This window comes from Planococcus citreus, from assembly GCF_003664125.1.
In the GTDB taxonomy this organism is placed as follows: Bacteria; Bacillota; Bacilli; order Bacillales_A; family Planococcaceae; genus Planococcus; species Planococcus citreus.
In genome coordinates, this window is the sequence record NZ_RCCP01000002.1 from 378,287 (window position 1) to 402,205 (window position 23,919).

The 23,919-nt window shown below is 48.9% G+C and carries 24 protein-coding genes and 1 other annotated feature; of the genes, 2 read left to right on the plus strand and 22 right to left on the minus strand.

The genetic code is table 11. The features are described 5' to 3' along the window. Window positions 1–13: 13 nt before the first annotated feature. A complete protein-coding gene (gene rnhC / locus DFR62_RS10100) occupies window positions 14–949 on the plus strand; it encodes a ribonuclease HIII (protein ID WP_121300219.1) in 936 nt (311 codons plus the stop codon). 45 nt (window positions 950–994) lie between these two features. On the opposite strand, the gene pheT is transcribed toward rnhC, so the two are convergent. The 9 genes from pheT to DFR62_RS10145 all read right to left on the minus strand — a co-directional run bounded on the left by pheT (window position 995) and on the right by DFR62_RS10145 (window position 9,845). Beyond that, window positions 995–3,394, minus strand: coding sequence for a phenylalanine--tRNA ligase subunit beta (gene pheT, locus DFR62_RS10105; RefSeq protein WP_121300221.1), 2,400 nt, complete (start codon window positions 3,392–3,394; stop codon window positions 995–997). 12 nt (window positions 3,395–3,406) lie between these two features. Next, window positions 3,407–4,444, minus strand: coding sequence for a phenylalanine--tRNA ligase subunit alpha (gene pheS / locus DFR62_RS10110; protein ID WP_121300224.1), 1,038 nt, complete (start codon window positions 4,442–4,444; stop codon window positions 3,407–3,409). 37 nt (window positions 4,445–4,481) lie between these two features. Then, window positions 4,482–4,708, minus strand: a binding site (T-box leader). Window positions 4,709–4,744: 36 nt separating this feature from the next. Continuing rightward, on the minus strand, window positions 4,745–5,518 hold the full coding sequence (locus DFR62_RS10115; protein ID WP_121300226.1) for a TrmH family RNA methyltransferase: 774 nt from the start codon (window positions 5,516–5,518) through the stop codon (window positions 4,745–4,747). A 51-nt stretch (window positions 5,519–5,569) separates the two neighbouring features. Further along, on the minus strand, window positions 5,570–6,013 hold the full coding sequence (locus DFR62_RS10120; protein ID WP_121300228.1) for a small multi-drug export protein: 444 nt from the start codon (window positions 6,011–6,013) through the stop codon (window positions 5,570–5,572). Continuing rightward, the gene (locus DFR62_RS10125) at window positions 6,010–6,504 is read right to left on the minus strand and encodes a hypothetical protein (protein ID WP_121300230.1); all 495 of its coding nucleotides are present in this window, start codon (window positions 6,502–6,504) and stop codon (window positions 6,010–6,012) included. Before DFR62_RS10125 ends, DFR62_RS10120 begins: the two co-directional genes overlap by 4 nt. Before the next feature lie 2 nt (window positions 6,505–6,506). Further along, window positions 6,507–6,707: a helix-turn-helix transcriptional regulator gene (locus tag DFR62_RS10130; protein ID WP_121300297.1), complete on the minus strand. Its 201-nt coding sequence runs from the start codon at window positions 6,705–6,707 to the stop codon at window positions 6,507–6,509. Window positions 6,708–6,971: 264 nt separating this feature from the next. After that, entirely contained in the window at window positions 6,972–7,934 is a 963-nt protein-coding gene (locus tag DFR62_RS10135; protein WP_121300232.1) for a nuclease-related domain-containing protein, read from the minus strand. Window positions 7,935–8,199: 265 nt separating this feature from the next. Further along, window positions 8,200–9,288, minus strand: coding sequence for a M42 family metallopeptidase (locus tag DFR62_RS10140; RefSeq protein WP_121300234.1), 1,089 nt, complete (start codon window positions 9,286–9,288; stop codon window positions 8,200–8,202). A 71-nt stretch (window positions 9,289–9,359) separates the two neighbouring features. Next, on the minus strand, window positions 9,360–9,845 hold the full coding sequence (locus tag DFR62_RS10145; RefSeq protein ID WP_121300236.1) for a dUTP diphosphatase: 486 nt from the start codon (window positions 9,843–9,845) through the stop codon (window positions 9,360–9,362). A gap of 91 nt (window positions 9,846–9,936) precedes the next feature. Here DFR62_RS10145 and DFR62_RS10150 point away from each other — a divergent pair, with 91 nt between their 5' ends. Then, entirely contained in the window at window positions 9,937–10,329 is a 393-nt protein-coding gene (locus DFR62_RS10150; RefSeq protein ID WP_058381061.1) for a hypothetical protein, read from the plus strand. 16 nt (window positions 10,330–10,345) lie between these two features. Here DFR62_RS10150 and DFR62_RS10155 read toward each other — a convergent pair whose 3' ends face one another. The 13 genes from DFR62_RS10155 to polA all read right to left on the minus strand — a co-directional run bounded on the left by DFR62_RS10155 (window position 10,346) and on the right by polA (window position 23,859). Continuing rightward, window positions 10,346–10,609: a DUF1294 domain-containing protein gene (locus tag DFR62_RS10155; protein ID WP_121300238.1), complete on the minus strand. Its 264-nt coding sequence runs from the start codon at window positions 10,607–10,609 to the stop codon at window positions 10,346–10,348. A gap of 89 nt (window positions 10,610–10,698) precedes the next feature. Next, a complete protein-coding gene (rplT, locus tag DFR62_RS10160; protein WP_058381063.1) occupies window positions 10,699–11,058 on the minus strand; it encodes a 50S ribosomal protein L20 in 360 nt (119 codons plus the stop codon). Between the two features lie 177 nt (window positions 11,059–11,235). Next, window positions 11,236–11,436 carry a 50S ribosomal protein L35 gene (gene rpmI, locus DFR62_RS10165; RefSeq protein ID WP_058381064.1) on the minus strand — a complete coding sequence of 67 codons (201 nt, stop codon included), beginning with the start codon at window positions 11,434–11,436 and terminating at the stop codon, window positions 11,236–11,238. A 28-nt stretch (window positions 11,437–11,464) separates the two neighbouring features. Further along, complete coding sequence (gene infC / locus DFR62_RS10170) at window positions 11,465–11,983, minus strand: translation initiation factor IF-3 (RefSeq protein WP_083509123.1); 519 nt, start codon at window positions 11,981–11,983, stop codon at window positions 11,465–11,467. 262 nt (window positions 11,984–12,245) lie between these two features. Continuing rightward, the gene (thrS, locus tag DFR62_RS10175) at window positions 12,246–14,174 is read right to left on the minus strand and encodes a threonine--tRNA ligase (protein WP_058381066.1); all 1,929 of its coding nucleotides are present in this window, start codon (window positions 14,172–14,174) and stop codon (window positions 12,246–12,248) included. Between the two features lie 816 nt (window positions 14,175–14,990). Next, entirely contained in the window at window positions 14,991–15,929 is a 939-nt protein-coding gene (gene dnaI, locus DFR62_RS10180) for a primosomal protein DnaI (protein ID WP_101805172.1), read from the minus strand. Continuing rightward, window positions 15,930–17,300 (minus strand): replication initiation and membrane attachment family protein, encoded by a 1,371-nt coding sequence (locus DFR62_RS10185; RefSeq protein WP_121300240.1) that lies wholly within the window; start codon window positions 17,298–17,300, stop codon window positions 15,930–15,932. It abuts the gene before it with no gap. Window positions 17,301–17,312: 12 nt separating this feature from the next. Beyond that, the gene (gene nrdR / locus DFR62_RS10190; RefSeq protein ID WP_101190108.1) at window positions 17,313–17,789 is read right to left on the minus strand and encodes a transcriptional regulator NrdR; all 477 of its coding nucleotides are present in this window, start codon (window positions 17,787–17,789) and stop codon (window positions 17,313–17,315) included. Window positions 17,790–17,910: 121 nt separating this feature from the next. Further along, the gene (speD, locus tag DFR62_RS10195) at window positions 17,911–18,294 is read right to left on the minus strand and encodes an adenosylmethionine decarboxylase (protein ID WP_068868886.1); all 384 of its coding nucleotides are present in this window, start codon (window positions 18,292–18,294) and stop codon (window positions 17,911–17,913) included. Window positions 18,295–18,604: 310 nt separating this feature from the next. Continuing rightward, on the minus strand, window positions 18,605–19,624 hold the full coding sequence (locus DFR62_RS10200; protein ID WP_121300242.1) for a glyceraldehyde-3-phosphate dehydrogenase: 1,020 nt from the start codon (window positions 19,622–19,624) through the stop codon (window positions 18,605–18,607). A gap of 109 nt (window positions 19,625–19,733) precedes the next feature. Then, on the minus strand, window positions 19,734–20,330 hold the full coding sequence (coaE, locus tag DFR62_RS10205) for a dephospho-CoA kinase (RefSeq protein WP_121300244.1): 597 nt from the start codon (window positions 20,328–20,330) through the stop codon (window positions 19,734–19,736). A gap of 9 nt (window positions 20,331–20,339) precedes the next feature. Further along, window positions 20,340–21,209 (minus strand): bifunctional DNA-formamidopyrimidine glycosylase/DNA-(apurinic or apyrimidinic site) lyase, encoded by an 870-nt coding sequence (mutM, locus tag DFR62_RS10210; protein ID WP_121300246.1) that lies wholly within the window; start codon window positions 21,207–21,209, stop codon window positions 20,340–20,342. Between the two features lie 13 nt (window positions 21,210–21,222). Then, complete coding sequence (polA, locus tag DFR62_RS10215) at window positions 21,223–23,859, minus strand: DNA polymerase I (RefSeq protein WP_175578518.1); 2,637 nt, start codon at window positions 23,857–23,859, stop codon at window positions 21,223–21,225. Window positions 23,860–23,919: the final 60 nt, after the last annotated feature.

A 23,919-nucleotide genomic window follows, 5' to 3' on the forward strand; every position in this document is an offset into this window, starting at 1 on the left:
AAGGGGACTCCCAATGACCAATAGCGTCTTGAAACTGCCAGAAGAAGCCTTAAAAAGATTGATTGAACATTACCGTAATAAGGAAATAACCACCAAGAATCCCCATGCACGCTTTGCTGCCAAGCTGTCGGATGCGATGATTACCGTCTACACATCCGGCAAAGTCATGTTCCAAGGCGCTGGCGCTGAACGCGAAACCGCCAAATGGGGCGCTGGCGACAGCACCAAAGAGAAAACGTCGGCAGCGAAAGGCGATCAATTGCCGCCCGATTTCGCCAACCGCTCTGTGCTCGGCTCCGATGAAACCGGCACAGGCGATTTTTTCGGCCCGATTACTGTCGCCGCTTGCTATGTACCCGCACAGCAAATTGAACTCGCAAAAGAACTCGGTGTTAAGGATTCCAAGCAATTGACGGATGATTATATGCGGAAGATCGCGCCTGACTTAAAAGCCGCGTTCACTCATAGCGTGCTGACCTTAGATAACGAGAAATACAATCAAGTGCAGGCGCGAGGCTGGTCGCAAGGCAAGATCAAAGCTTTGCTCCACAACCAGGCGTTGAAGCATGTCTTGCGGAAAATGGCACCGGAAAAACCCGAAGCGATCCTGATCGACCAATTCGCAGAGCGCGGCATCTACTATCGGCACATCGCACAAGAATCCGACATCATCCGCGAGAATGTGCTGTTTTCCACGAAAGCGGAAAATCTCCATGTTTCGGTCGCCTGCGCATCGATCATTGCGCGTGTCGCTTTCTTAGAGGAAATGGACCGTCTCAGCACAGTTGCAGGCGTCTCTTTGCCAAAAGGCGCTGGCGCGATTGTCGATGAAGCCGCGGCCAAGATCTTGTTGTCGCGCGGAGAAACCTTCCTGAAAAGCATTACGAAAGCCCATTTTGCCAATACGAAAAAAGCGCAAGCCTTGGCAGCGAAGAAAAAACGCACATAAAAAAACAGTCTTGGACTCACCATGAGCCCAAGACTGTTTTTGGTTTTAACGGAGTTCCGCTCCTGATTCCGTGAGCGCTTTGATGATTTTCTCATGCGCTGCGTTCACTTCTTCATCGGTCAGTGTTTTCTCCGGGTCGAAATATCTTAACGAGAACGCCAAGGATTTCTTGCCTTCATCCATGCGGTCGCCTTCGTACAGATCGAAGACGCGGACATCTTTCAAAAGCTTGCCGCCCGCTTTGCGGATGACCCCTTCAATCGTCTGCGCTTCCACGATATTCGACAAGACCAACGCCACGTCGCGTGAAATTGTCGGGTAGCGGGATACTTGTGTATAGACAAGCGCTTCCGTTTCACGCGTCAGCAACGTCGCCAAGTTCAATTCCATCACGATTGTTTCTTTCAAATCGCGTTTTTTCTGCTCGGACGGGTGCAAGGCGCCAATAACGCCGATGCGCTTGCCATCGAGCAGGATAAATGCCGTTCTACCTGGATGCAAACCGTCCATTTCGCCGCGTTCAAATGACAGTTCTAGGCCCAGCTTTTCAGCAAGCCCTTCCACGATGCCTTTTGCCACGAAAAAGTCGACAGCTTTCTTTTCGCCCTGCCAGCTATGGTCGAGCCACAGTCCCGTCATGACAATCGCCAAATGCTCTTGTTCATCGAGCAATTCATCCTGGCCTTTCAAGAACACCGAACCCGTTTCATACAAAGCTGCCGAATCAATGCGGCGTGCCGTATTGTAGGAAAGCGACTCGAGCAGATGAGGCAATAAACTTTGGCGCAAAATGCTGCGCTCTTCGCTCATCGGCATCAACAGACGGGTCGTTTCCGTCGGCTCCAGTGCAAATTGCGTCGCTGCAGCTTCCGAGGTTAAAGAATAGGTCGTAGCCTGAAGCAAGCCCGCGCCTTCCAGGAAATGGCGTGCAATGCGGCGTTTCGCCTGGTAAGGGCTCAATCCGCCAGGTGTCGCATCGGTACGCGGCAAGGTTGCCGGAATCTCGTCGTAGCCGTAAAGACGCGCGATTTCCTCCACGACATCCTCTTCGATCTGAATATCCTGTCGGCGTGTCGGCACTTCAATGATCAATTGGTTGTTCACCGCTTCTGTGTTGAACTTCAAACGGCTGAGAATATCGAGCATGTCCTCAAGGCGGATCTTCATGCCGAGGCGGCTATTGATGAAGTCCGGAGAAACTTTGACAACGCGCTCTTGCTTATCGAGCTGGTCGAAGATGAGCGATCCGGCAAGCACTTCCCCTTCTGCCAGTTCAGACAGCAATTGGGCAGCGCGTTCTGCAGCCGGGATGACGCGGTTCGGGTCGACGCCTTTTTCATAGCGTGAGCTCGCATCGCTTCTCAAGTTATGGTCTTTCGACGTACGGCGAATCGAATCTGAAGCAAAATAAGCGGACTCGATGACGACCGTTGTCGTCTCGTCGCTCACTTCCGAATTCGCACCGCCCATGACGCCGGCAAGTGCAACAGGGTCTGTGCCGTTGGTGATGACCAATTGATGCGCAGATAAGGTGCGTTCCGTATCATCAAGGGTAGTGATTTTTTCGCCTTCTTTTGCCTGGCGAACGGTGATGTTTCCTGTCCCAAGAGAATCATAGTCAAACGCATGGAGCGGTTGGCCGTATTCCATCAAAATATAATTGGTCACGTCGACGACATTATTATGCGGGCGCACGCCGGCTGCCATCAAACGCTGTTGCAGCCAAAGCGGAGATTCCTTCACTTTGACGTTGCGCACGACTTTCGCGACATAAAGAGGATTCGCTTCTGGTGCATCCACTTCGAGCGATAGCATGCTTTCCGCTGAGTCCGCTGCTTCGGCATATTCGATTTCCGGCAAGCTGACTTCCTCTTCTAAAATCGCGCCGACTTCATAAGCGACACCGAGCATGCTCATTGCATCCGCACGGTTCGGCGTGAGGCCAAGTTCCAGGACCGTATCGTCCAAGTCCAAATAGGACAGCACGTCTGTGCCAGGCTCTGCTTTTTCAGGCAAGACATAGATGCCTTCTGCATAGCTTTTCGGCACCAATTTCGTTTCGATTCCAAGTTCTTGCAGCGAGCAGATCATGCCGTTCGACACTTCCCCGCGCAGCTTCGCTTTTTTGATCTTCATGCCGCCCGGAAGTTTCGCGCCCGGACGCGCCACGATGACCGACTGGCCCTGTGCGATGTTCGGTGCGCCGCAGATGATCTGGTCGATTTCCCCACCGCCGACATCCACTTGGCAAATCGATAGTTTATCGGCTTCCGGATGCTTCGCGCATTCCGTCACATAACCGACGACCAAATTGGCCAGTCCTTCCGAACGGTCAATTACGGCGTCAACTTCGATTCCTGCGCGCGTAATTTTTTCACCTAGCTCCACTGGGGGCAAATCTTGTGTATTTACATATTCTTTCAACCATTTTGTCGATACTAACATGAAAGTTCCTCCTTAAAGTTCCGTCCGTTGAAATTGCGTCAAGAAACGCACGTCGTTCGTGTAGAAATGGCGGATATCTTCGATGCCGTATTTCAGCATCGCAATGCGCTCCGGCCCCATGCCGAATGCAAATCCTGTAAGGCGCTTCGAATCATAGCCGGCCATTTCCAGAACGTTCGGATGCACCATGCCGGCGCCCAGAATTTCGATCCAGCCGGTCTTTTTGCAGACATTGCAGCCAGACCCGCCACATTTAAAGCAAGAAATATCCATTTCAACGGAAGGCTCCGTGAACGGGAAGAAGCTCGGGCGCAGGCGGATTTCGCGGTCTTCGCCGAACATCTTCTTGGCGAAGACGGACAAAGTCCCTTTCAAATCGCTCATGCGGATGTCCTCGCCAACAACAAGCCCTTCGATTTGCGTGAATTGATGCGAATGCGTCGCATCGTCATTGTCGCGGCGGTACACTTTGCCCGGGCAAATGATCTTGATCGGCTCTCCGCCTTTTGCTTCCATCGTGCGCGCCTGCACCGGTGAGGTATGCGTGCGCAGCAAAATATCTTCTGTTATATAGAAGGAATCCTGCATATCGCGCGCTGGATGCCCTTTTGGCAAGTTGAGTGCTTCGAAATTATAATAATCCTTCTCGACTTCCGGGCCTTCTGCGATTTCGTATCCCATCGACAAGAAAAGATCTTCGATTTCCTCGACAACCCGCGTCAGTGGATGTGGATTGCCTGTCTTCGCCGGACGTCCTGGCAAAGAAATATCAATCGTTTCGCTTTGCAGCTTTTCATTGATCGCCTGTTCTTCCAGCAGGACCATGCGCACTTCGAGCGACTCAGTCACTTCTGCACGCACTTCGTTTGCGAGCGCGCCCATCTTCGGACGCTCTTCCGCCGGCAATTTGCCCATGCCTTTCAGGACATCGGTGATCGGCCCCTTTTTCCCTAAATACGCTACGCGCACGTCCGTCAATTCCTTGACTGTTTGCGCTGCCTGGATTTTCTCCAATGCTTCATTTTTCAATTCCTGCAATCTTGCTTCCATTTTCTCTCCTCCTTGAACATAAAAAAGCCCCACCCCAAAAAGGGACGAGGCATTGATTCGCGGTACCACCCTAGTTATCGCGCGTAGGCGATCACTCCATTGAATAACGGCTCATCACCGGCTAGACTTTACGGCACTCGGCCGGTCCCCTTCTAGCAGCTCGCGGGGTGAACTTCCGGAGTTCCTGCATATCCGCGCTTTCAGTCGAGGGCGGACTTCCTTGTATGCAGGGGACTACGTACTTTTCCCGGTCAACGCTTGTTTATTTCTCTTCTATTATAATGAACTTCCGCCTGTTAATCAAACACCAGTTTTTGGAACGAGGCTATACAATAGAATTCCAGTTGCTACGGCTACGTTCAATGATTCTGCCGGTCCGTAAAGCGGCACCATGAGATTCTGGTCGGTCTGCTCGAGCAGTTGCGGCTCGACGCCGCTTCCTTCATTTCCAACAATCAGCGCGAAACGCTCTTTCGATTCCGCCTCGTACATTGGCACCGATTGGTAAAGCGCCGTCCCGTAAACCGGAATGTCCCGCCCTTTCAAGCGTTCAACCCAATCGAACAAATCGCCTTTAACGATCGGCACCTGGAAATGAGCACCTTGTGCAGAGCGCACCGTTTTAGGATTGTACGCATCCACCGAACCTTTTCCGAGAACGACAGCGTCAATCCCGGCAGCTGCCGCGGTGCGGATCATCGTCCCGACATTGCCCGGGTCTTGCACGGCATCGATCAATAGCAGAGTCTGCCATTGCTCTTGAATGGACTCACCGTACTCCAACTGTGTGCAATGGGCGAAAATGCCTTGCGTATGCTCAGTTTCCGCAATTTCCTTGGCGATCTGCGCCGTCACTACATAAAGCTCCAGACCTTCAATGTCCCAAGCATCCGGAATATCCGTGCCTTCTCGGACGATCAAGCCTTTGATGCCGTCTTTCTTGTTCAATGCCTCCTCCGTCAAATGAAATCCTTCGATGAGAAATTCCCCGAATTTATCGCGCTCTTTACGGGTTGTGCTCAGTTTCTTCCAATGTTTGACGAGCGAGTTCTGCAATGATTCAATTCGTTTCATAATACGTTCACCACTTTTTTCAGAATAGCTCCAGTATAGCATAGGGCCGATTTACGCAGTAAAGAAATCAAAGCCAAGTGCTGTCAAAATCCCGAACGCGAGCGTCCAGACCCCGATGCTGATAATCATCCAGACGGTCGTATTGCGCTTCGTCGCACCCAAAGTCATGCCGATGAATGCCGCGATATGCGTGCCGATCAAGATCGGCCCTAAAAGCGATAGCCCCGGCAGCCCGTATTTGTTCCAGATGCGCACTGCGCGTTCGTTTTTCTTCGACGGCTCCTTGCCTTTTGCTTCCTGGCGCTTATCGTACCAGATTCGGAATTTGTCGAAGCCGATAATAAGCAGCATCACCGTCAGCATATTCCCTACAAATGCCGTGATCATGACCCATACCGGTGACAAGCCCCAGACAATGCCGAGCGGGATGACGAGCGCGATTTCTAACCACGGAATCGCCGCCCCGAGGAATATTAATGCGTATTCATAAATCATTCAGCCGCCTCCTTCAGATGCCTGCGCATCTCCATATAATAAATCAGGTTCTGGCCGAATGCGACAGCGAGGATTCCCCAGACGATATATAGTTTCGGAATCGGCGCTAGCATGACGATGAGCGCCAAAAACGGCAGTGACCAGGTGATGAATGTATACACTTTCTGTACCGCTTTTCTTGTGATGAACGTCATTCCCTCGTCTTGTTCCATGTATTCAGGGGGACGGATCGAGAACGCCGAAATTTTTCTTTCTGGATTTTTTCGGTTGTATGATTGCAAAGCAATCAAATAAATCGTGATTAATACTAAATACGCGATCAGTGCCGCGAACAGCAAGAACCCTTCCACCGCTTGCGCTTCTATGCTCAAGCTCGAATCAGTCTTGGTGACATTGACGAAGCTTGAAGTGAACCCGACCGCCATCACTGCCAGTATCAAGATAAATGCCATATTCCACAGTGGGTATGTCATGCGAAAATCCTGTTTCATCTTTACTCCTCCTCCAACCAAAATAAATCTCCTATTTCCACTTGCAAGACCTTAGCGAGCTTCAAAGACAATGTAATTGACGGTGAAAATTCGCCTTTCTCGATAAACGCGATCGTCTGTCGCGTCACATCCACTTGCTTGCCCAGCTCGCTTTGTGTAAACCCATAGCGAGCCCGCAACTCTTTCACCCGGTTTTTCAGCATCCACTTCATCCTTTCTTCAAAAATGTTAAGTTTATATAACATAATGTATACTACACTTAACATTTTATCAAGTAAAGCTAATGTAGAAGCAATTATTTTATTGGGGAGTTTCGATATATTTGCGGAATATGGAGGATTCTTTGCCGAATGCATTAGGTTATTAGTGAAATTCGTTGAGTTATTTGCGGAATACTATTCATTGTTTGCGGAATACATCGATTTATTTGCATAACCCCATAAAAGCTTTTCACATTTCGTGAAAAGCTAGTCTTTTTTCTTTAAAGAGTACGTCCGATTGCGCAAAGCACCAGCAGTCTCTAAATCATATATCCCTAACAGACGGGAAGTAATATAAGGCGATTCGAGATTGCAGAATTTCCGGAGTTTCCTATTGCTAAGGTGTGTATTAATCAGCGAAAAATATTCCCGGATTGTATGTTGAAAAGCGAGCGGGTCCACCGCTTGGCAGTCGGCACAAATCCATCCTTTCTTATGCTTTCGCATCATACTAAGATTTTTACAGCTTGTGCACAGTATACCCATATACAGCTCGGTTTCTTCTATTGAATATAAATGACACAATGGTTTTCTCTTATAAGGGGTACTAGATTGCTCGAGGAGTTCCTGAATTTCCGATAAATCATGAGGATTGCTTTTTAGGGGGAATTCCTGAAGGATGTTGAATAAATAATCGACCAATTGATATGTTTTGCAGACGTGGTGTTGCTTTGGCTTAGCCAGAAATTCACAATGTTTAGATGTAAATACGACAATCCCCGAAACGGGCAAATCGATATTCTGCCTTTTGAAAAATAACCTCAAGAAACGGATATGCTTGTTCAACTGGATCGTCGGATCTTCCATTATCGTTTTTACGCCTTCTATATTGGTTCTTGAAAATTCACCGGTTTTATCATCAAAATAAAGTTGGCCGCTAATATTTTTCGATTCAATGACGATTGCCCCGCGCTCCGTCAATAACAATCCATCCACTTGGACTTTCCACCGATCTCTTGACAAGCATACATTTTTCAAAAATCGGTGTTGTTCCTCTGTCTCGAATTCAATCATTTTCCGGTGCATCCTCTCTTCGCCCCTTTTTCCGGCCATTGCCTTAAAAATTTCAACTTGGATAAATTCCCGGCGCGAATGATTGTCAGGCAATCGATGTAATAGACTCTCCAGCGACTCTGTTTCAGATAATAATGCTATTTCTTTTTTGCCCATTGAACACCTCCTAATATGATAGTTGAAGTATAGCATTCGGCGATGCCTCTTTCACCACAAATTGGCGCTTATGGGCTTTTCCAATCATTTTGTTTGCGGGATGGTTACCGTTCTTTGCAAAACCCTATGATTTATTTGTGGTATTTCTCTGGTTGTTTGCCAATTGGCTTATTTTATATGCGAAATATAAACGCTTTTTTGCAATTTCACTTCGGCTTTTAACCAATAAAAAACCCCTCCACAAAAATTGGAGGGGTTTCATTATTCAATCGAATGTAATTTTCGTTACTGTGTCGCGGTCGAGCTTCTTGATTACTTCAATGATCAATTTTACAGCATTTTCGTAATCGTCGCGGTGCAAGATGCCTGCGTGTGAATGGATGTAGCGCGTCGCTACACCGATCGACAAGGCCGGTACGCCGTTTGCCGTTAAATGGATCGAGCCGGCATCTGTTCCGCCGCCTGCAATCGTTTCGAACTGGAACGGGATTCCTGATTCTTCCGCTGTATCGACTACCAACTCACGCAAGCCGCGGTGAGACACCATCGAGGCGTCGAACAACAGGATTTGCGGGCCGTCGCCCATTTTGCTGTTGGATTCTTTTGATGTGACGCCTGGCGTGTCACCTGCGATCCCGACATCCACTGCAAAACCGATGTCTGGCTGGATGAATGAAGTCGCCGTTTTCGCGCCGCGCAAGCCGACCTCTTCCTGGACCGTTCCGACGCCATACACGATGTTCGGGTGGTCGACGCCTTTCAAGCCTTTCAAAACATCAATGGCAATTGCGCAGCCAATGCGGTTGTCCCAAGCTTTCGCCATCAATAGCTTATCGTTGTTCATGACAGTGAACTCGAAATAAGGAGTGACCATATCGCCTGGCGTTACGCCCCATTCTTTTGCTTCTTCACGTGAAGATGCGCCGATGTCGATAAACATATCCTTGATTTCCACCGGTTTTTTGCGTGCTTCCGGAGACAGGATATGCGGCGGTTTGGATCCGATAACCCCTGTGATTTCTTTTCCGCTGCGCGTTGTAATCGTCACGCGCTGAGCAAGCATGACCTGGTTCCACCAGCCACCGACCGTTTGGAATTTCAGGAATCCTTTGTCGTCAATCTGTGAAATCATGAAGCCGACTTCATCTAAATGTCCGGCGACCATGATTTTCGGCCCATCTGCAAGCCCTTCTTTTTTAGCGATCAAGCTCCCGAGATTATCCGTCTCGATCGTATCGGCAAACGGCTCTATGTATTTCTTCATAACCTCGCGGGATTGGCGTTCGTTGCCGGGAATGCCATTCGCATCTGTAAGTTCTTTCAGCATTTGTTGTGTTTCATCTAATTTCGACATTATTTCGACCTCCTAAATAGTCATTGCTTTTTCAGTATATAGGAAAGCGGTTACGTTATCAAAAGATTCATTCAATACCCTTGCTGCTGGCGCTTGTAATTGGTTTCATTCTTTTCTATATAAGCTGTCAGCACTTCTTCATAGCTGAAACCGAGTGCTTTTGCTAGTGCCCCGAAGGTCTGCCATAAGCTCAAATACTCTTCGTGCGTTGCTTGTTCTGCAAACCGGCCGACGCCTTGATGGGCAGAGAGGAACAGTTCCGTCAGGTCTTGTTCACTGGTCGGGGCTGGCCATTTTTCCAGTGAATCAAAGCCCTTTTCAATGCCAAGCGACAGGATGAAATGAATGCAGTCCACATACTCCTCCAACAAGGTATTTTTATCTGACGGCCCCTTTGTGCTCCAGAACTTGAAACATCTCGTTTCGTTGGCAAGTTCCGATAATTCTACTTGAAGTGCTAGCACTTTCTTGCGGAACACCGATTCCTCGACGTTTCTGTTCGATTGGATATAGCGGTCAAGCTCCCGCTGCATGTGAAATAATTCCTGAAGGTTCATAGACTTTCTCCTTTTCGACCAAATTAGTGAAACTTCCAAGCTTCTGTTACGTATTATACACAAGACTATCCTAGTAAGGGGGGGCAATCCGATGGCATTTTTGATTCGCTTGATCATCATCGCCTTGATCATTTACTTGTTTTACCGTCTCCTCAAATTCATTTTTGACCCAAAGCGCAAGCTCGATGCCGCGCTTGAATCCGGCACTTATTATTTCCATGACGATGTGGGGAACGTCCGCAAGAATTTTTTTATCGCCATGCGCGGTGTTCTGTTTGAAGGCGAGAAATATTTAGGGACCACAAAAGAGGCATTTGATGTCGTCTCCATTTTCATCTGGACCGAAACGCCTGACAAATTGATCGGCTTCTCGAAAGAGGATTTTCATTTCCTGGAGAAGGAGATCCGCATGAATTATCCGGATGCGGACATTTCCTGGAAAAGCCCAATCGAACAATTGATGAAAAAAGAGGAAGAAGCCTGAGCTTCTTCCTCTTTTCTTATGCCATTGCGAGCCATAAGAGCAAGCCTGCCTGTACCAATGCCAAGGCAAAGAATCCGATGCGGAAATTCGTATGCTTTGTTTTATGCCTGAACAGCATCATTCCCAGATATGCCCCGATGCCCCCGCCGATTACTGCGACTAGCCACAGGCGTTTTTCCGGGATGCGCGGCCCACGTGCTTGCGCCTGCCTTTTGTCTGCCCACATCATGATAAAAGCAAAACTCGACATGGCGGCTAAATAAGCTGCCAAAATGATCATTCTCTTCCCTCCCGATCGGCTTCAACAAAAAAAGGCCGGCAATTAGCCGGCCTCCTTTCTATCGAACCAGGCACTAGGCCTAGTGTGAATTAGTTGTTAGATGCTTTTTTCGCTTGGTCAACCAAAGCTGTGAAAGCAGCTGCATCAGATACAGCGATTTCAGCTAGCATTTTACGGTTGATGTCGATGCCAGCAAGTTTCAATCCGTGCATCAAGCGGCTGTAAGAAATGTCGTTCAAACGAGCTGCTGCGTTGATGCGAGTGATCCACAATTTGCGGAAATCACGTTTTTTGTTGCGACGGTCACGGTAAGCATAGTTACCTGACTTCATGACTTGTTGGTTCGCTACTTTAAATAGTAAGTGTTTCGAACCGTAATAACCTTTAGCTAATTTTAATACTCTTTTACGACGCTTGCGCGTCACTGTTCCGCCTTTTACGCGTGGCATATTGAATTACCTCCTGCTTGAATATGAAAAATTCGATTTTTGTAGTTGTGGGTGTTGTCTAGACTTCAACGGCCAACTCCTCGGCCTTAAGCTGCCCTTCCTGTGCGGCATAAAGCGCCGCTTCGGAAGTACATCTTAAGTCGGCCGGAGCTGAGCGGCCGTTTCCGCTTTTCGTTCTTACTTCATGTTGTAGATCAATGATTTGATGCGTTTCAAGTCGCCTGCAGAAACCAATGAGCCCTTACGGAGCTTACGTTTTTGCTTAGTTGACTTGTTTGCGAACAAGTGGCTTGTGTGGGAACGGTTGCGTTTTACTTTACCAGTTCCAGTTTTCTTGAAGCGTTTAGACGCTCCACTGTGGCTTTTCATTTTCGGCATTTCGGGTTCCTCCTAAACAATTATGCTATTATTCCTTCTCGTTGACCGGGTTCAGCATCAAGAACATGCTGCGGCCTTCCATTTTCGGGCGCTGTTCAACCGTCGCGACTTCCTTGCACTCTTCTGCGAAGCGCTCAAGGACGCGTTGTCCGATTTCTTTGTGCGTGATCGCACGGCCTTTGAAACGGATTGAAGCTTTCACTTTGTCGCCTTTTTCAAGGAACTTGATGGCATTGCGGAGCTTCGTGTTAAAATCGTGGTCATCGATGCCAGGGCTCAAACGAACCTCTTTGACGTTGATGATCTTTTGGTTTTTACGAATTTCGCGCTCTTTCTTTTGCTGTTCAAATTTGAACTTGCCGTGGTCCATGATCCGTGCGACCGGCGGCTTAGCTTGAGGAGCCACTAGTACTAGATCCAAGTTGACACGAGCTGCAATCTCGAGCGCCTCGTTGCGTGATTTGATTCCGAGCTGTTCACCATTTTGGTCAATAACCCGTAATTCACGTGCACGAATGCCTTCGTTTACATTGTTGTCTCTGCTAATAATGATCCACCTCCGGGTAGTGTCGCGAATAGCTTAAATGTGTAAACCGGACGATCCGGTTCACAGGCGCAAACAAAAAGCGGGCGAACCCCGAGGAGTTCGCCCGCCATAATATGACACATGCTAGATGCATGTAAAAGTCAATCGTGTCTACCTGCCAACAATCGGTCGATCAGGTGAGAAGCGGGCGCTCCTGCTTGCACATATAAGTATTCAATAACCTAAATAAGAATATCACGCAGCGCTTTTACTGTCAAGCACTTTAGCGAAGTTCGGATTGGACGAGTTTAAGGAAGTCTTCGAACGGCATGCTCTCCGAGTTCTGCTCGCCGTATTTGCGTACGTTGACCGAGCCGCTTTCGAGCTCCTTATCGCCGATAACGAGCATGTATGGAACTTTCTGCATTTGTGCTTCGCGGATTTTATAGCCCAGTTTTTCGTCACGCTCATCGATGTCGACGCGCAATTTATGCTGCTGCATTTTCTCCTGAAGCTCTTTTGCGTATTCACTGTGCACATCGAGCGATACCGGAATGATTTCCACTTGCACCGGCGCGAGCCAAGTCGGGAATGCACCTTTGTATTCTTCGATTAGGAAGGCAACAAAACGCTCCATTGTCGAAACGACGCCGCGGTGAATGACGACCGGACGGTGCTGTTTGCCGTCTTCGCCGATATACGTCAAATCGAATTTTTCCGGCAACAAGAAATCAAGCTGGACAGTCGACAAAGTTTCTTCTTTGCCAAGTGCTGTTTTCACTTGAACGTCGAGTTTTGGCCCGTAGAACGCTGCTTCACCTTCTGCTTCAAAATAATCGAGGCCCAGTTCATCCATCGCTTCTTTCAGCATCGATTGCGCACGGTCCCACATGGCGTCATCGTCATAGTATTTTTCTTTATCAGCCGGGTCGCGGTAAGATACGCGGAACGAATAATCTTTTAAATCGAAGTCTTTGTACACTTCAATGACGAGATTGACGACGCGTTTGAATTCTTCTTTGATTTGATCCGGACGCACGAATAGGTGGGCATCGTTCAATGTCATGCCGCGCACGCGCTGCAGGCCGGACAAGGCACCTGACATTTCATAGCGGTGCATCAAGCCAAGTTCTGCGATGCGGATCGGCAATTGGCGATAGGAATGAATGCCTTGCTTGTAGATCATCATGTGATGCGGGCAGTTCATCGGGCGCAGCACCAAATCTTCGTTGTCCATTTGCATGACCGGGAACATGTTTTCCTGGTAGTGATCCCAGTGGCCGCTTGTTTTATACAATTCGACACTGCCCATAACCGGAGTGTAGACGTGGTCATAGCCCATGCGCTCTTCTTTGTCGACGATATAGCGTTCGATGATGCGGCGGATTGTTGCACCCTTCGGCAGCCACATCGGCAGGCCTTGGCCGACTTTTTGGGAATTCATGAACAAATTGAGCTCTTTACCGATTTTGCGGTGGTCGCGCTCTTTCGCTTCTTCGAGCATTTCGAGATGCGCTTTCAATTCTTCTTTTTTGAAGAAGGCAGTTCCGTAGATACGCTGAAGCATTTTATTGTCGCTATCGCCACGCCAGTAAGCTCCAGCGACGCTCAATAATTTAAATTCTTTCAATTTTCCAGTTGATGGCACGTGGATGCCGCGGCACAAATCGAAAAATTCGCCTTGTTCGTAGATCGACACTTGCTCATCTTCTGGGATCGCTTCTAGAAGCTCCAGCTTGTATGGATCGTTGATCGCTTCAAAGCGTTGCTGCGCTTCGTTTCTCGATACTTCCACGCGGACGATGTCCAAGTTTTCATTGATGATTTTCTTCATTTCTTTTTCGATGACCGGCAGATCTTCAGCTGTAATCGCCGACTCTGTATCGATATCATAGTAGAAGCCGTTTTCGATGACCGGCCCCACCCCAAGCTTGGCATCCGGATACAGGCGCTTGACTGCTTGAGCCATCAAATGCGCTGAGCTGTGGCGTAGTACTTCCAATGCTTCTTCGGATTCCGGCGTGATGATCGCGATCTCGCCATCCGCTTCAAGAGGTGCTTTCAAATCGACCAAGTTGCCGGAAAGCTTGCCTGCCACCGCTTTTTTGCGAAGGCCCGGGCTGATGGACTGAGCGATTTCCTCTGTAGATGTTCCTTTGGCGAACTCTTTTACTGCGCCGTCCGGGAATGTTAATTGAATCATGTCTGCCATATGAATCTCTCCTTTGAATGATATCGGGTGAATCGCGAACCACAGGATCTGGTTCAGCTCTTCAGGGTTTTTGGTGTCTAGCTTCAGCTGCCTGCCTCTCGGGTCGTAAGCCAGTTTCCCTGTGCGGCAAAAAGCACCGCTTCGGGAACCCGGCTTATGCCTGTCGAGCCAGAACGGCAGCTTCCGCTTTTCTTGGTGTTTAGCTCCGGCAGCCAGACCCTCGAGGTCACAAGCCAATTTGCTTTTGCGGCAAAAAGCGCCGCTTCGCCAGTGCGCCTTAAGCCTGTCGGAGGGTCGCAGGATGTGGGTCAGCTAACCGTTGCGACAGGACGTCGCGCACTTAGGTTAGCTTCCGCTTTTGGCTGCCTTCGCTTTTCTTGATGTCTAGCTTCAGCGCCTAGCTCCTCGGGGTCTTAAGTCACCCTGGCTGTGCGGCAGAAAGCGCCGCTTCGCCAGTGTGCCTTAAGCCTGTCGGAGCTGAACAGGCGATTCCGCTTTTCTTTTTTTCCACACAAAAAGCCCCATCCCAAAAGGGACGAAGCTCTGTTCGTGGTTCCACCCTTCTTCTCTTCCGCACATTTTTTGCGCACGGAATGAAGCTCTGCATCGGCTAACGGGCCGGTACCGTCGCCTGCTACTGGAGTTCGCAGGCGCTGCTCGAAGGGGGTAAACAAAAACGCTGTGCCGGGAAGCTTTCAGCCGTGTCTTCCCTCTCTGTGTGCCATGCGTGATCGCTCATGTCCTTGTCGTTGCATGTAAATCATTATTGATGATTCTTACTATACGATGAAAAAAATCAAAAGGCAATAGTTTCTCTTACTTGTTGCGGCGGTTTTCGCCTTCAAGTTTCACGGGAACGGTCAATGCCTGTATGCGCTCCATGATGCGCGCTGCTTTCAAGTCTTCTTTTTCGCCGCGCTGCGAATAGGTCAAATGGTGCGCGAGTTCAGAATAGCTAAAGTTCGAACTCATGAAAGTCGGCAATTTCTCTGCCATCCGGTAATGAAGGATCGTACCTAGTACTTCGTCGCGCGTCCAGCTCGACATCGCTTCAGCTCCGATATCATCGAGCATGAGCACATCGGCTTTTTTGACGTATTCTATTTTTTCCTGCAGCGTATGGTCACCAATCGCTTGTTTCATTTCGCGCATGAATTCCGGCACGAACACAAGAACCGTTTTCACATTGATCTCCGCGAGTTCATTCGCGACCGCGCTTAGCAAATAGGATTTGCCAGTCCCGAACTTGCCGTATAAATACAAGCCTTTTTCCGGAAGCGAATCCGGGCCTGTCGCTTTCTCCAGAAAATCATCGACTGCGCGGAAAGCTGGCAGCCTACGGTCATCGAGCTCGAAGTTTTCGATTCTCGCCGCCATCACTTCTTTTGGCATATACATGCTGTGGATCAAGGAAGAAGCATGGCGTTTATTGTCTTCAGCGGTCTTCAAACGGCATTTCGTATACGAGATGCCGATATTGCCGCGCTCCAATACGAGATTCGGTTCGAATCCTTTTAGATGATTGATGCAGCCGCCGAGGTTTGGACATTTATTGCAGTCATGCGATTGGTCGATATATTCGTATAGCTTGCCCATGCCTTTTTCCACTGTCGGGCCGTCAATTTCCTCTTCGTGTTCTTTCAGGAATTTGAGGACGCCGGGATGTTCCAGCACTTCTTTCTTCATCGCATCATAGCGCTCGGAAAATGAGGGCGCATTGACCACTCGCTTCATCGTTTCACGAATCGGTTCCATCTAATCACCCTTTCTTTTCTTCAACGCAAGCTTCGCAAGCAATTTCTGTTTTTCCTGTTCGAGCTGTTCGCTAGAAGCTCCTTGTCCAGGCGTTTCCACTTCGTCTTTCTTATTGAACCATTCAGGCAGCTTTTCTTCTCGGATCGGCTTGCGGCCCGAAGATGCCGCTTTTTTAGGGGCGGCACCTGATTCATTTTTCCATTTCATATACTGTGTATGTTCGATGCGTGCAAATTCCATCGCCTGCTTGGCTGTCGTGACATTTTTTCTCAGCCAATGTGAGGCAATTTTCTCTACATACGCTTTTGTCAGTTTCATATCCGTGCGCAATAGGACATATTGAAGCAACACATTGACGACAGCCGGCTCCATGCCATGCTGCGTCACCAACTGGTTCGCCAATTGCACATCGGCCGGCAGTGGTTCTTTGCCGTCTGCAATGTCACGCAGCACTTGAAGCGGCGACGCTGATTCCAAATATGCGATCAACTCGTCTTCTTTGTTTACAGGTCCTTGTTGTGCATCAGGTTGTTGCGTTTTCGGTTCTGCCTTTTTGACAGGCTCGAGTTTCGGCGCAGTTGTCGTGACGGTCATTTTATAATAATCGGAAGCAGCTTTTCGCAGCCCTTCCTCATCAATCCGGTAATCATCTTCAATCGCCAGCAATACGACCTTTTGCATCTCAAGCGGGCCGAAACCGTAGAGAAATGAAAGCTTTACGATAAAATGGCGGATAGCCGGCGTCAGCACGCGCTTCGGCACAAGCTGTTCGGACAGTCCTTGGCGTAATAGCGCAAAATCAAAGTCCTGTTCCATCTCATATTCCCCGTCTGTCCGGGATTCAAGCTCTTTTTCGTCTGCAGGGTACCCCGACTTCGCATGCACCGGCTGGAAGATATCCGTAAAAGTCCTGGAAACTTCTGTGTATCCCGTTGCGAGCGGCGTCTGGATGACGAAACGATCGCGGACGCGCCGATAAGACGATTCCCCGATTTTACTGAACAGGAACATCGACAATAGCGGGTCGGCAAAAAAGGTTTTCGGGTCGAGCGGCGGGCACAGTTCATAGATGAAGGAACGGTTTTCCCCGTCTTTCCGGAAAGTTTTCAATAAGCCAATCGCTTCGAGTTGGATGCGGGATTCAAAAATCGCCTTGACGGGTTTTCCGAGCGTGTTCATCAGTGTATAATGCGTCGAATCCTCAGACCGCATTTCACCGTCGGCCCAAAGCGTCAAGTAAAGGGAGATGGCGTCAGACCCGATCATCGGCTGATAGAGGAGCGTCAGCAATTGGCGGTCGTAATTGGAAAATGGATACGGCATGCGGATCCGGTACAAGTCGGCGGGCTGAAGTTCTTTGTACATCGTCATGTGGTCACCGCCTTATTTGCTGTCCTTGTCACCGGGATTGCGATCAAGCAGATCCTTGAGTTCATCGATGAAGACCGTAATGTCTTTGAACTGGCGATAGACGGAAGCGAAGCGGACATAGGCCACTTCATCGATATCCGCCAAACGGTTCATGACCAGTTCTCCGACTTCTTCCGATTTCACTTCAGGATTGCCGCTCCGGCGAAGTTCTTTTTCGATATCGAAAACGACCCCTTCAAGCATGTCGAGCGAGACTGGGCGTTTTTCACACGCGCGGATCAAGCCGCGCAACACTTTCTCGCGGCTGAATTCTTCACGGGAGCCATCTTTTTTCACGACGATCAGCGGCATCTCTTCCACTTTCTCGAAGGTGGTGAAGCGATAGCCGCATGCTTCACATTCACGACGCCTGCGGATTGATTTCATTTCATCTATTGGCCGCGAATCTACTACGCGGGTGCCGTTATGCTGGCAAGCTGGACATTTCATGGTAGACATCTCCCCGAAAATTCTCTATCTGGTAGTAACAGTATAACAAAAAAATTCCCCAAACATTAGAAAAAGCAGAGGATTTTCTCCTCTGCTTGTGTTTTGCGTTATTAGCGGTCAATTACACCGTCAGTGACACTTTTGTCGCTCCGGCGCCGACTGGTCCCATGCCGCGTGGCACTTCAGTTACTTCGCTCTGCTTTGAATCCAAAGCTTGCGCGATGTAATCAGCTGCAATTGTTGGATCAAGATCTCCACAAGTGTACACATCGACACTCGCGTACCCATGTTCCGGGAAGCTGTGGATAGTCAGGTGTGATTCCGAAATGATGACTACGCCGCTGACACCCTGTGGTGCAAATTTATGAAAAGCGACTTCGCGGATTTCCGCACCTGATTTGAGTGCTGCATCAACAAAAGTCTTTTCGATATAGTCCATATCGTTTAATTTGTCAAAATCACACTGCCAAAGTTCTGCGATTACGTGACGTCCCATAGTTTCCATGGTTCGTTTCCCCCTTTGATAACATTTTGGTTTTGCGCAAAATATTCAAAGTTGACTACCACGGGGGAAAGTTAGTCCAGAGAGGTCCTAACCCTTTAAGCAGTCATAAGAATAATAATATACGCTCCTAATTCCTTGCTCTACATAATAAATAGAATTGAGAAGTGGCAGCCGTTTTTGGCTACGATTCATAGTATATGATGAATGTTTTCGAAATGCAATAAATAAATGCTCCAGTGGGCATTTTTTTTAATATAACGACAAAAAAGATTCCGCTTTTCAATAAGAAGAAAAGCGGAATCTTTTTGCATTATTTTGAAGCGACAGCCATAGAATTGGCTACCTTTTTCATCAAGTCGACAACACGGGCCGAGTAGCCCCATTCGTTATCGTACCAAGCGAGCACTTTCACTTTGCGGTCGTCCATGACAATGGTAGTCAAACCGTCAACGATTGCAGAGCTCGGGTTCGTATTGAAATCGATCGACACAAGCGGCTCCATTGTCAAATCGAGGATGCCCGCTAGTGCCCCTTCCGACGCTTCCGTGAATGCACGGTTGACGTCTTCTACCGTCACATCCTGTTGGACATCGACGACAAGATCGACAAGTGACACATTCGGCGTCGGGACGCGAAGTGCCAAACCGTGCACTTTCCCTTCCAGTTCAGGTAGAACCAAGGACAAAGCTTTTGCAGCCCCTGTCGAAGTCGGGATAATTGACTGTCCACAAGCGCGTGCGCGGCGAAGATCCTTATGCGGGTTGTCCAAATTCTTTTGGTCATTAGTGTACGCATGGACAGTCGTCATCAATCCGTTTTCGATGCCGAATGCATCATTCAGCACTTTAGCGACAGGCGCCAAGCAATTCGTCGTGCAGCTGGCATTTGAGATGATGTGGTGTTTTTCGACATCCAATTTATCATCATTGACGCCCATCACAATCGTGATGTCTTCGTTTTTGCCAGGAGCAGTCAAGATGACTTTCTTTGCTCCTGCCTCCAAATGAAGAGCAGCTTTATCGCGCGAGTTAAACTTGCCTGTCGCTTCGATGACGATATCGACGCCCATTTCCCCCCACGGGAGTTCCAATGGGTCGCGCTCGTTAACCAATTGAATACGCTTTCCGTTTACAACCAACGCATTTTCTTCCGCTTTCACTTCACCGGAGAAGGTACCGTGATTTGTGTCATACTTAATCAAGTGAGCAAGTGTTTCTGCCGGATAACCGGCGTTGACCGCCGAAATCGTCACGTCATCCATCAAAACTGCTTGTCTGAAAACCATACGGCCGATGCGGCCAAACCCGTTAATTGCAATCGAAACTGTCATGTATTTGTCCCCCAATTAAATAAGTCATACTCATATTTTCAATTCGATATATAGTATAACACATTATTCAGTTTAGAGAACCTGAAAACGAAAGAAAGCGCATACTTTTTTACGGGCGTGTCTGCCAGTTGGCTAATATGCGCATTAATTGGCCCTTGGTGTGATCAAGAGAACCGTTGTTATCGAGCACTTCGTCGGCTCCTTGTTCTTTGACGCTGATCGGCAACTGTGACGCAATACGCGCTTTGGCTTCCTGTTCGGCCAATCCGTTGCGCTCCATGAGCCGTTTTAATTGTTCCTGCTCCGACACGCTGACGACCAGGATCTTGTCGACCATGTGTTGGAGTTTGCTTTCGAATAACAGCGGAATATCCATGATAACGGTTTCATATCCTTCATCCAAAAATGCTTGGCGCTGCCTAAGCATTTCCCGGCGTATTGCCGGGTGGATGATATCATTCAATTTTTTTCTGCTCGCCGGGTCGTTGAAGATGATTGCCCCAACTTTCTCGCGGTCCATCGACCCATCAGCGCGTATCACTTCCGCGCCGAAAGCTTGCTCGATGCTGTTCAATGTGTCCGTTCCGGGCTCGACAACTTGTCTGGCAACCAGATCTGCGTCAACGACCGGATATCCCAATTCCTTGAGCATTTGCGAGACGGTACTTTTGCCGCTCGCGATGCTGCCGGTCAATCCGATGATCATGTAGTTTCCTCATTTCTGGCAAGACGGGCAGTAAACAGACGCCCGGCTCGCGATTTTCACTGTTTTAGTTTCCGTTCCACAAACCGTGCACGTCTTCTTGCCATACATGCCAAAACGATTCTGCATGCTGCCTGATTCCCCGTTGATATTGCGGTAATCGGAAATCGTGCTGCCCCCTGCTTCGATGCTCTCGAGCAAAATGGCGGCAATGGTCTGGAACAATTCAATTTTGCGTTTGCGGCTGATACGGCTTGCGGCGCGTTTTGGGTGGATTTTCATGCGGAACAGCGCTTCTGTGGCGTATATATTGCCGCATCCAGAGATGACCGTGCCGTCCATGATGACTTCCTTGATCGGTTTGTTGCGGAATTTCGGGCTTTCCGATTGCTGCAAAAACCATTCCAGGGCTTCGTCAGCGAAAGGTTCCGGCGCCATTAACAGAAGCGGCGGAAAATCCCCTTCTGTCTCCAATACCCGCATTTCCCCAAAACGGCGGATATCCGAGAACGCCAACAAGTTGCCGTCATCGAGCGTCAGCACAACATGGACGTGGCGCCTGAACTTGTCTTCCGGGATCGCCAGCAGGCTATCGACGAAAAACCATGCACCCGACATGCCCAGATGGTTGACGAGCAAGAATTCCTGCTCGCTTTTCATGGTCATGTAAATATATTTGCTGCGCCGTTCGACAGCGAGAATTTGGGCACCAGTCAGGCGCTCTTGAAAGTCATCCGCTTCGATGCGCTTCAAGATCGCTTCTTTACCCGATTGTTTTGATTTTCGGATCGTATCGGACACATCGACCGAGACGATGCGTTTGCCGATCGACACGGGGCGGATTTGCCGGACCACCCCTTCTACTTCCGGAAGTTCCGGCATCACACATTCCTCCTTATTTTGTATCGTACCAAGTATCACCTGACGCGATATCTACTTTCAGTGGCACATTAAGTTTCACGGCGGACTCCATCACTTCCGGAACCAGTTCCATGAGTTTTTCGAGTTCTTCGGCAGGCGCTTCAAAGATCAATTCATCATGCACTTGCAAGATCATCTTCGACTGCAACCCTTCGCGTTCAAGCGCGATATCCATTTCGATCATCGCCTGCTTGATGACATCGGCCGCGCTTCCCTGAATTGGCGTATTCATCGCGGTACGTTCCGCAAAACTGCGCAAATTGAAATTCGAGCTGTTAATGTCCGGCAAATAGCGGCGGCGGTTCATTAAGGTTGTGACAAAGCCATCTTTTTTCGCCTGTTCGACAATTGAGGTCATATAGCCCTGCACTCCAGGGAAACTTGCCAAATACCGCTCGATAAAGTCAGCTGCTTCTTTGCGGGTAATGTTCAAGTTTTGCGACAAGCCGTAGTCACTGATGCCGTAAACGATGCCGAAATTGACCGCTTTGGCCGCACGGCGCATATCTGAAGTCACTTCTTCGAGCGATACATTGAACACGTCACTGGCTGTTTTCGTGTGGATATCCAGATCCGATTGGAACGCTTCGATCAAGCTTTCGTCTTTCGACATATGGGCAAGTACGCGCAATTCGATCTGTGAATAATCCGCTGCGACCATGATCCAGCCAGGTTGTGACGGGACGAACGCTTTGCGGATTTTGCGCCCTTCTTCCAAGCGTACCGGGATGTTCTGCAAGTTCGGGTTCGTGGAACTGAGCCTGCCCGTTGTCGTCAAGGCTTGTTGGAAACGCGTATGGACCTTGCCGTCCTCGTGAATCTCTTTCAATAATCCTTCAATATACGTCGACAGCAATTTACCGAGCTGGCGGTACATCAAGATATGGTGGATGATTTCGTGTTTGCCTTCCAATTTCTCCAATACATCCGCAGCCGTCGAGTAGCCGGTTTTGGTTTTCTTGATAGCTGGCAAACCGAGCTGTTCGAATAATATAACCCCAAGTTGCTTCGGCGAATTGATATTGAATTCCTGTCCGGCAAGCGAATAGATTTCCTGTTCGATCATGCCGAGCTTGCGCTTCAACTCCACGCCCATATCTGCCAATTGCTCGCGGTCCACTTTGACGCCGAGCGATTCCATTTGGCCGAGCACTTTTGCAAGCGGCAGCTCCAATTTATCGTATAAATCGAATTGCTCATTCTCCTCAAGCTTTTTGACCACTACTGGGCGTACGTTGAAAATGGCTCTCGCTTTTCTTGCCATATGCTCATTTAAATCGTCAGCTTCCGGAACTTTTTTCTTTGCTCCCTTGCCGTAGACCTGTTCGTTGGTCGACACATCCGAATACCCGTATTCACGGACGATATCGGCTAAATCCGTATACTTCAGCGATGGATTGACAATATAGGCCCCGAGCATTAGATCAAAGTCGACACCGTCGATTTTGATGCCTTTTCTTAGGAATGCTGCTGTCGCCGCTTTGGAATCGGACATATACTTCTTAACGGATGCATCTTCGAGCCAAGCTTTCAGCGCATCCGACTCCACCACTACTTCCATCGGGATGACATATGTCGCTTTTTCGGACGCCAATGAAACACCAAGCAAATCACAGCTATGGTAATGCTCGTCGTATAATTCCAGATGCACCGACATGCCGTCCTCTAACAGGCTCGCATCGACCGTTTCGAGCACTTCAAAATTCAAGTCTTCCTTTTCAGTTTCCTCAGCCGTATAATCCAGCTTCTCCAGCAATGATTTAAATGCGAGCTCGTTCCAGATGCGCACCAATTCATCCTGGTCAGGCCCTGCATAATCAAGTTCATCGATCGACACTTCTACGGGCGCTTGGCGTTCGATTGTCGCTAGTTTTTTGGACAAATAGGCAAGCTCTTCATTTTCCACGAGCTTTTCTTTCATTTTGCCTTTTTGTTCCTCTATCGCTTCATAGACACCTTCAACCGACCCGTGTTTGGCGAGCAGCTTCAAGGCCGTCTTTTCCCCGACGCCTGGAACGCCCGGAATGTTATCGGAGGAATCGCCCATTAAGCCTTTCATATCGATAATCTGCAGCGGCGTCAGGCCGTATTTTTCTTGGATATGGTCCACTGTGTATTTCTCGATATCGGTGATGCCTTTGCGGGTGATATAGACGACCGTCGAGTTTGAGGCGAGCTGCGTCAAATCCTTGTCTCCCGAAACGACGACGACCTGGTCGCCCGCCTGTTCGGCTTGAAGGCTCAACGTGCCGATGATATCATCCGCTTCGTAATTATCGAGTTCGTATTGTTTGATCTTGTATGCTGAAAGCAGCTTACGCAAATACGGGAACTGTTCGGACAGTTCCGGCGGAGTCTTTTGCCGGCCGCCTTTGTATTCTTTATAGGCTTCGTTGCGGAAAGTGGTTTTCCCGGCGTCGAATGCCACCATCATATGCGTCGGCTTTTCTTCCTCCAATAGCTTTTGCAGCATCGTCGTGAAGCCGTAGACTGCATTCGTGTGCACTCCGTTGTCGTTCGTCAATAATGGCAGCGCGAAAAATGCGCGGTATGCCAGGCTGTTGCCATCAAGCAATAAGATTTTCTTTGACACAAAATTACCCCTTTCCATAAAAAAAGCCGTCATTCCCTTTATTTTACCACGCAGGCAAATAGAAGAGAAATGACGGCT

What these genes read in the sequence shown, in the direction of transcription:
- rnhC (WP_121300219.1), top strand. Translation starts at nt 14, where the DNA reads ATGACCAATAGCGTCTTGAAACTGCCAGAAGAAGCCTTAAAAAGATTG.
- pheT (WP_121300221.1), bottom strand. Translation starts at nt 3,394, where the DNA reads ATGTTAGTATCGACAAAATGGTTGAAAGAATATGTAAATACACAAGAT.
- pheS (WP_121300224.1), bottom strand. Translation starts at nt 4,444, where the DNA reads ATGGAAGCAAGATTGCAGGAATTGAAAAATGAAGCATTGGAGAAAATC.
- DFR62_RS10115 (WP_121300226.1), bottom strand. Translation starts at nt 5,518, where the DNA reads ATGAAACGAATTGAATCATTGCAGAACTCGCTCGTCAAACATTGGAAG.
- DFR62_RS10120 (WP_121300228.1), bottom strand. Translation starts at nt 6,013, where the DNA reads ATGATTTATGAATACGCATTAATATTCCTCGGGGCGGCGATTCCGTGG.
- DFR62_RS10125 (WP_121300230.1), bottom strand. Translation starts at nt 6,504, where the DNA reads ATGAAACAGGATTTTCGCATGACATACCCACTGTGGAATATGGCATTT.
- DFR62_RS10130 (WP_121300297.1), bottom strand. Translation starts at nt 6,707, where the DNA reads ATGCTGAAAAACCGGGTGAAAGAGTTGCGGGCTCGCTATGGGTTTACA.
- DFR62_RS10135 (WP_121300232.1), bottom strand. Translation starts at nt 7,934, where the DNA reads ATGGGCAAAAAAGAAATAGCATTATTATCTGAAACAGAGTCGCTGGAG.
- DFR62_RS10140 (WP_121300234.1), bottom strand. Translation starts at nt 9,288, where the DNA reads ATGTCGAAATTAGATGAAACACAACAAATGCTGAAAGAACTTACAGAT.
- DFR62_RS10145 (WP_121300236.1), bottom strand. Translation starts at nt 9,845, where the DNA reads ATGAACCTTCAGGAATTATTTCACATGCAGCGGGAGCTTGACCGCTAT.
- DFR62_RS10150 (WP_058381061.1), top strand. Translation starts at nt 9,937, where the DNA reads ATGGCATTTTTGATTCGCTTGATCATCATCGCCTTGATCATTTACTTG.
- DFR62_RS10155 (WP_121300238.1), bottom strand. Translation starts at nt 10,609, where the DNA reads ATGATCATTTTGGCAGCTTATTTAGCCGCCATGTCGAGTTTTGCTTTT.
- rplT (WP_058381063.1), bottom strand. Translation starts at nt 11,058, where the DNA reads ATGCCACGCGTAAAAGGCGGAACAGTGACGCGCAAGCGTCGTAAAAGA.
- rpmI (WP_058381064.1), bottom strand. Translation starts at nt 11,436, where the DNA reads ATGCCGAAAATGAAAAGCCACAGTGGAGCGTCTAAACGCTTCAAGAAA.
- thrS (WP_058381066.1), bottom strand. Translation starts at nt 14,174, where the DNA reads ATGGCAGACATGATTCAATTAACATTCCCGGACGGCGCAGTAAAAGAG.
- dnaI (WP_101805172.1), bottom strand. Translation starts at nt 15,929, where the DNA reads ATGGAACCGATTCGTGAAACGATGAAGCGAGTGGTCAATGCGCCCTCA.
- DFR62_RS10185 (WP_121300240.1), bottom strand. Translation starts at nt 17,300, where the DNA reads ATGACGATGTACAAAGAACTTCAGCCCGCCGACTTGTACCGGATCCGC.
- nrdR (WP_101190108.1), bottom strand. Translation starts at nt 17,789, where the DNA reads ATGAAATGTCCAGCTTGCCAGCATAACGGCACCCGCGTAGTAGATTCG.
- speD (WP_068868886.1), bottom strand. Translation starts at nt 18,294, where the DNA reads ATGGAAACTATGGGACGTCACGTAATCGCAGAACTTTGGCAGTGTGAT.
- DFR62_RS10200 (WP_121300242.1), bottom strand. Translation starts at nt 19,624, where the DNA reads ATGACAGTTTCGATTGCAATTAACGGGTTTGGCCGCATCGGCCGTATG.
- coaE (WP_121300244.1), bottom strand. Translation starts at nt 20,330, where the DNA reads ATGATCATCGGATTGACCGGCAGCATCGCGAGCGGCAAAAGTACCGTC.
- mutM (WP_121300246.1), bottom strand. Translation starts at nt 21,209, where the DNA reads ATGCCGGAACTTCCGGAAGTAGAAGGGGTGGTCCGGCAAATCCGCCCC.
- polA (WP_175578518.1), bottom strand. Translation starts at nt 23,859, where the DNA reads ATGGAAAGGGGTAATTTTGTGTCAAAGAAAATCTTATTGCTTGATGGC.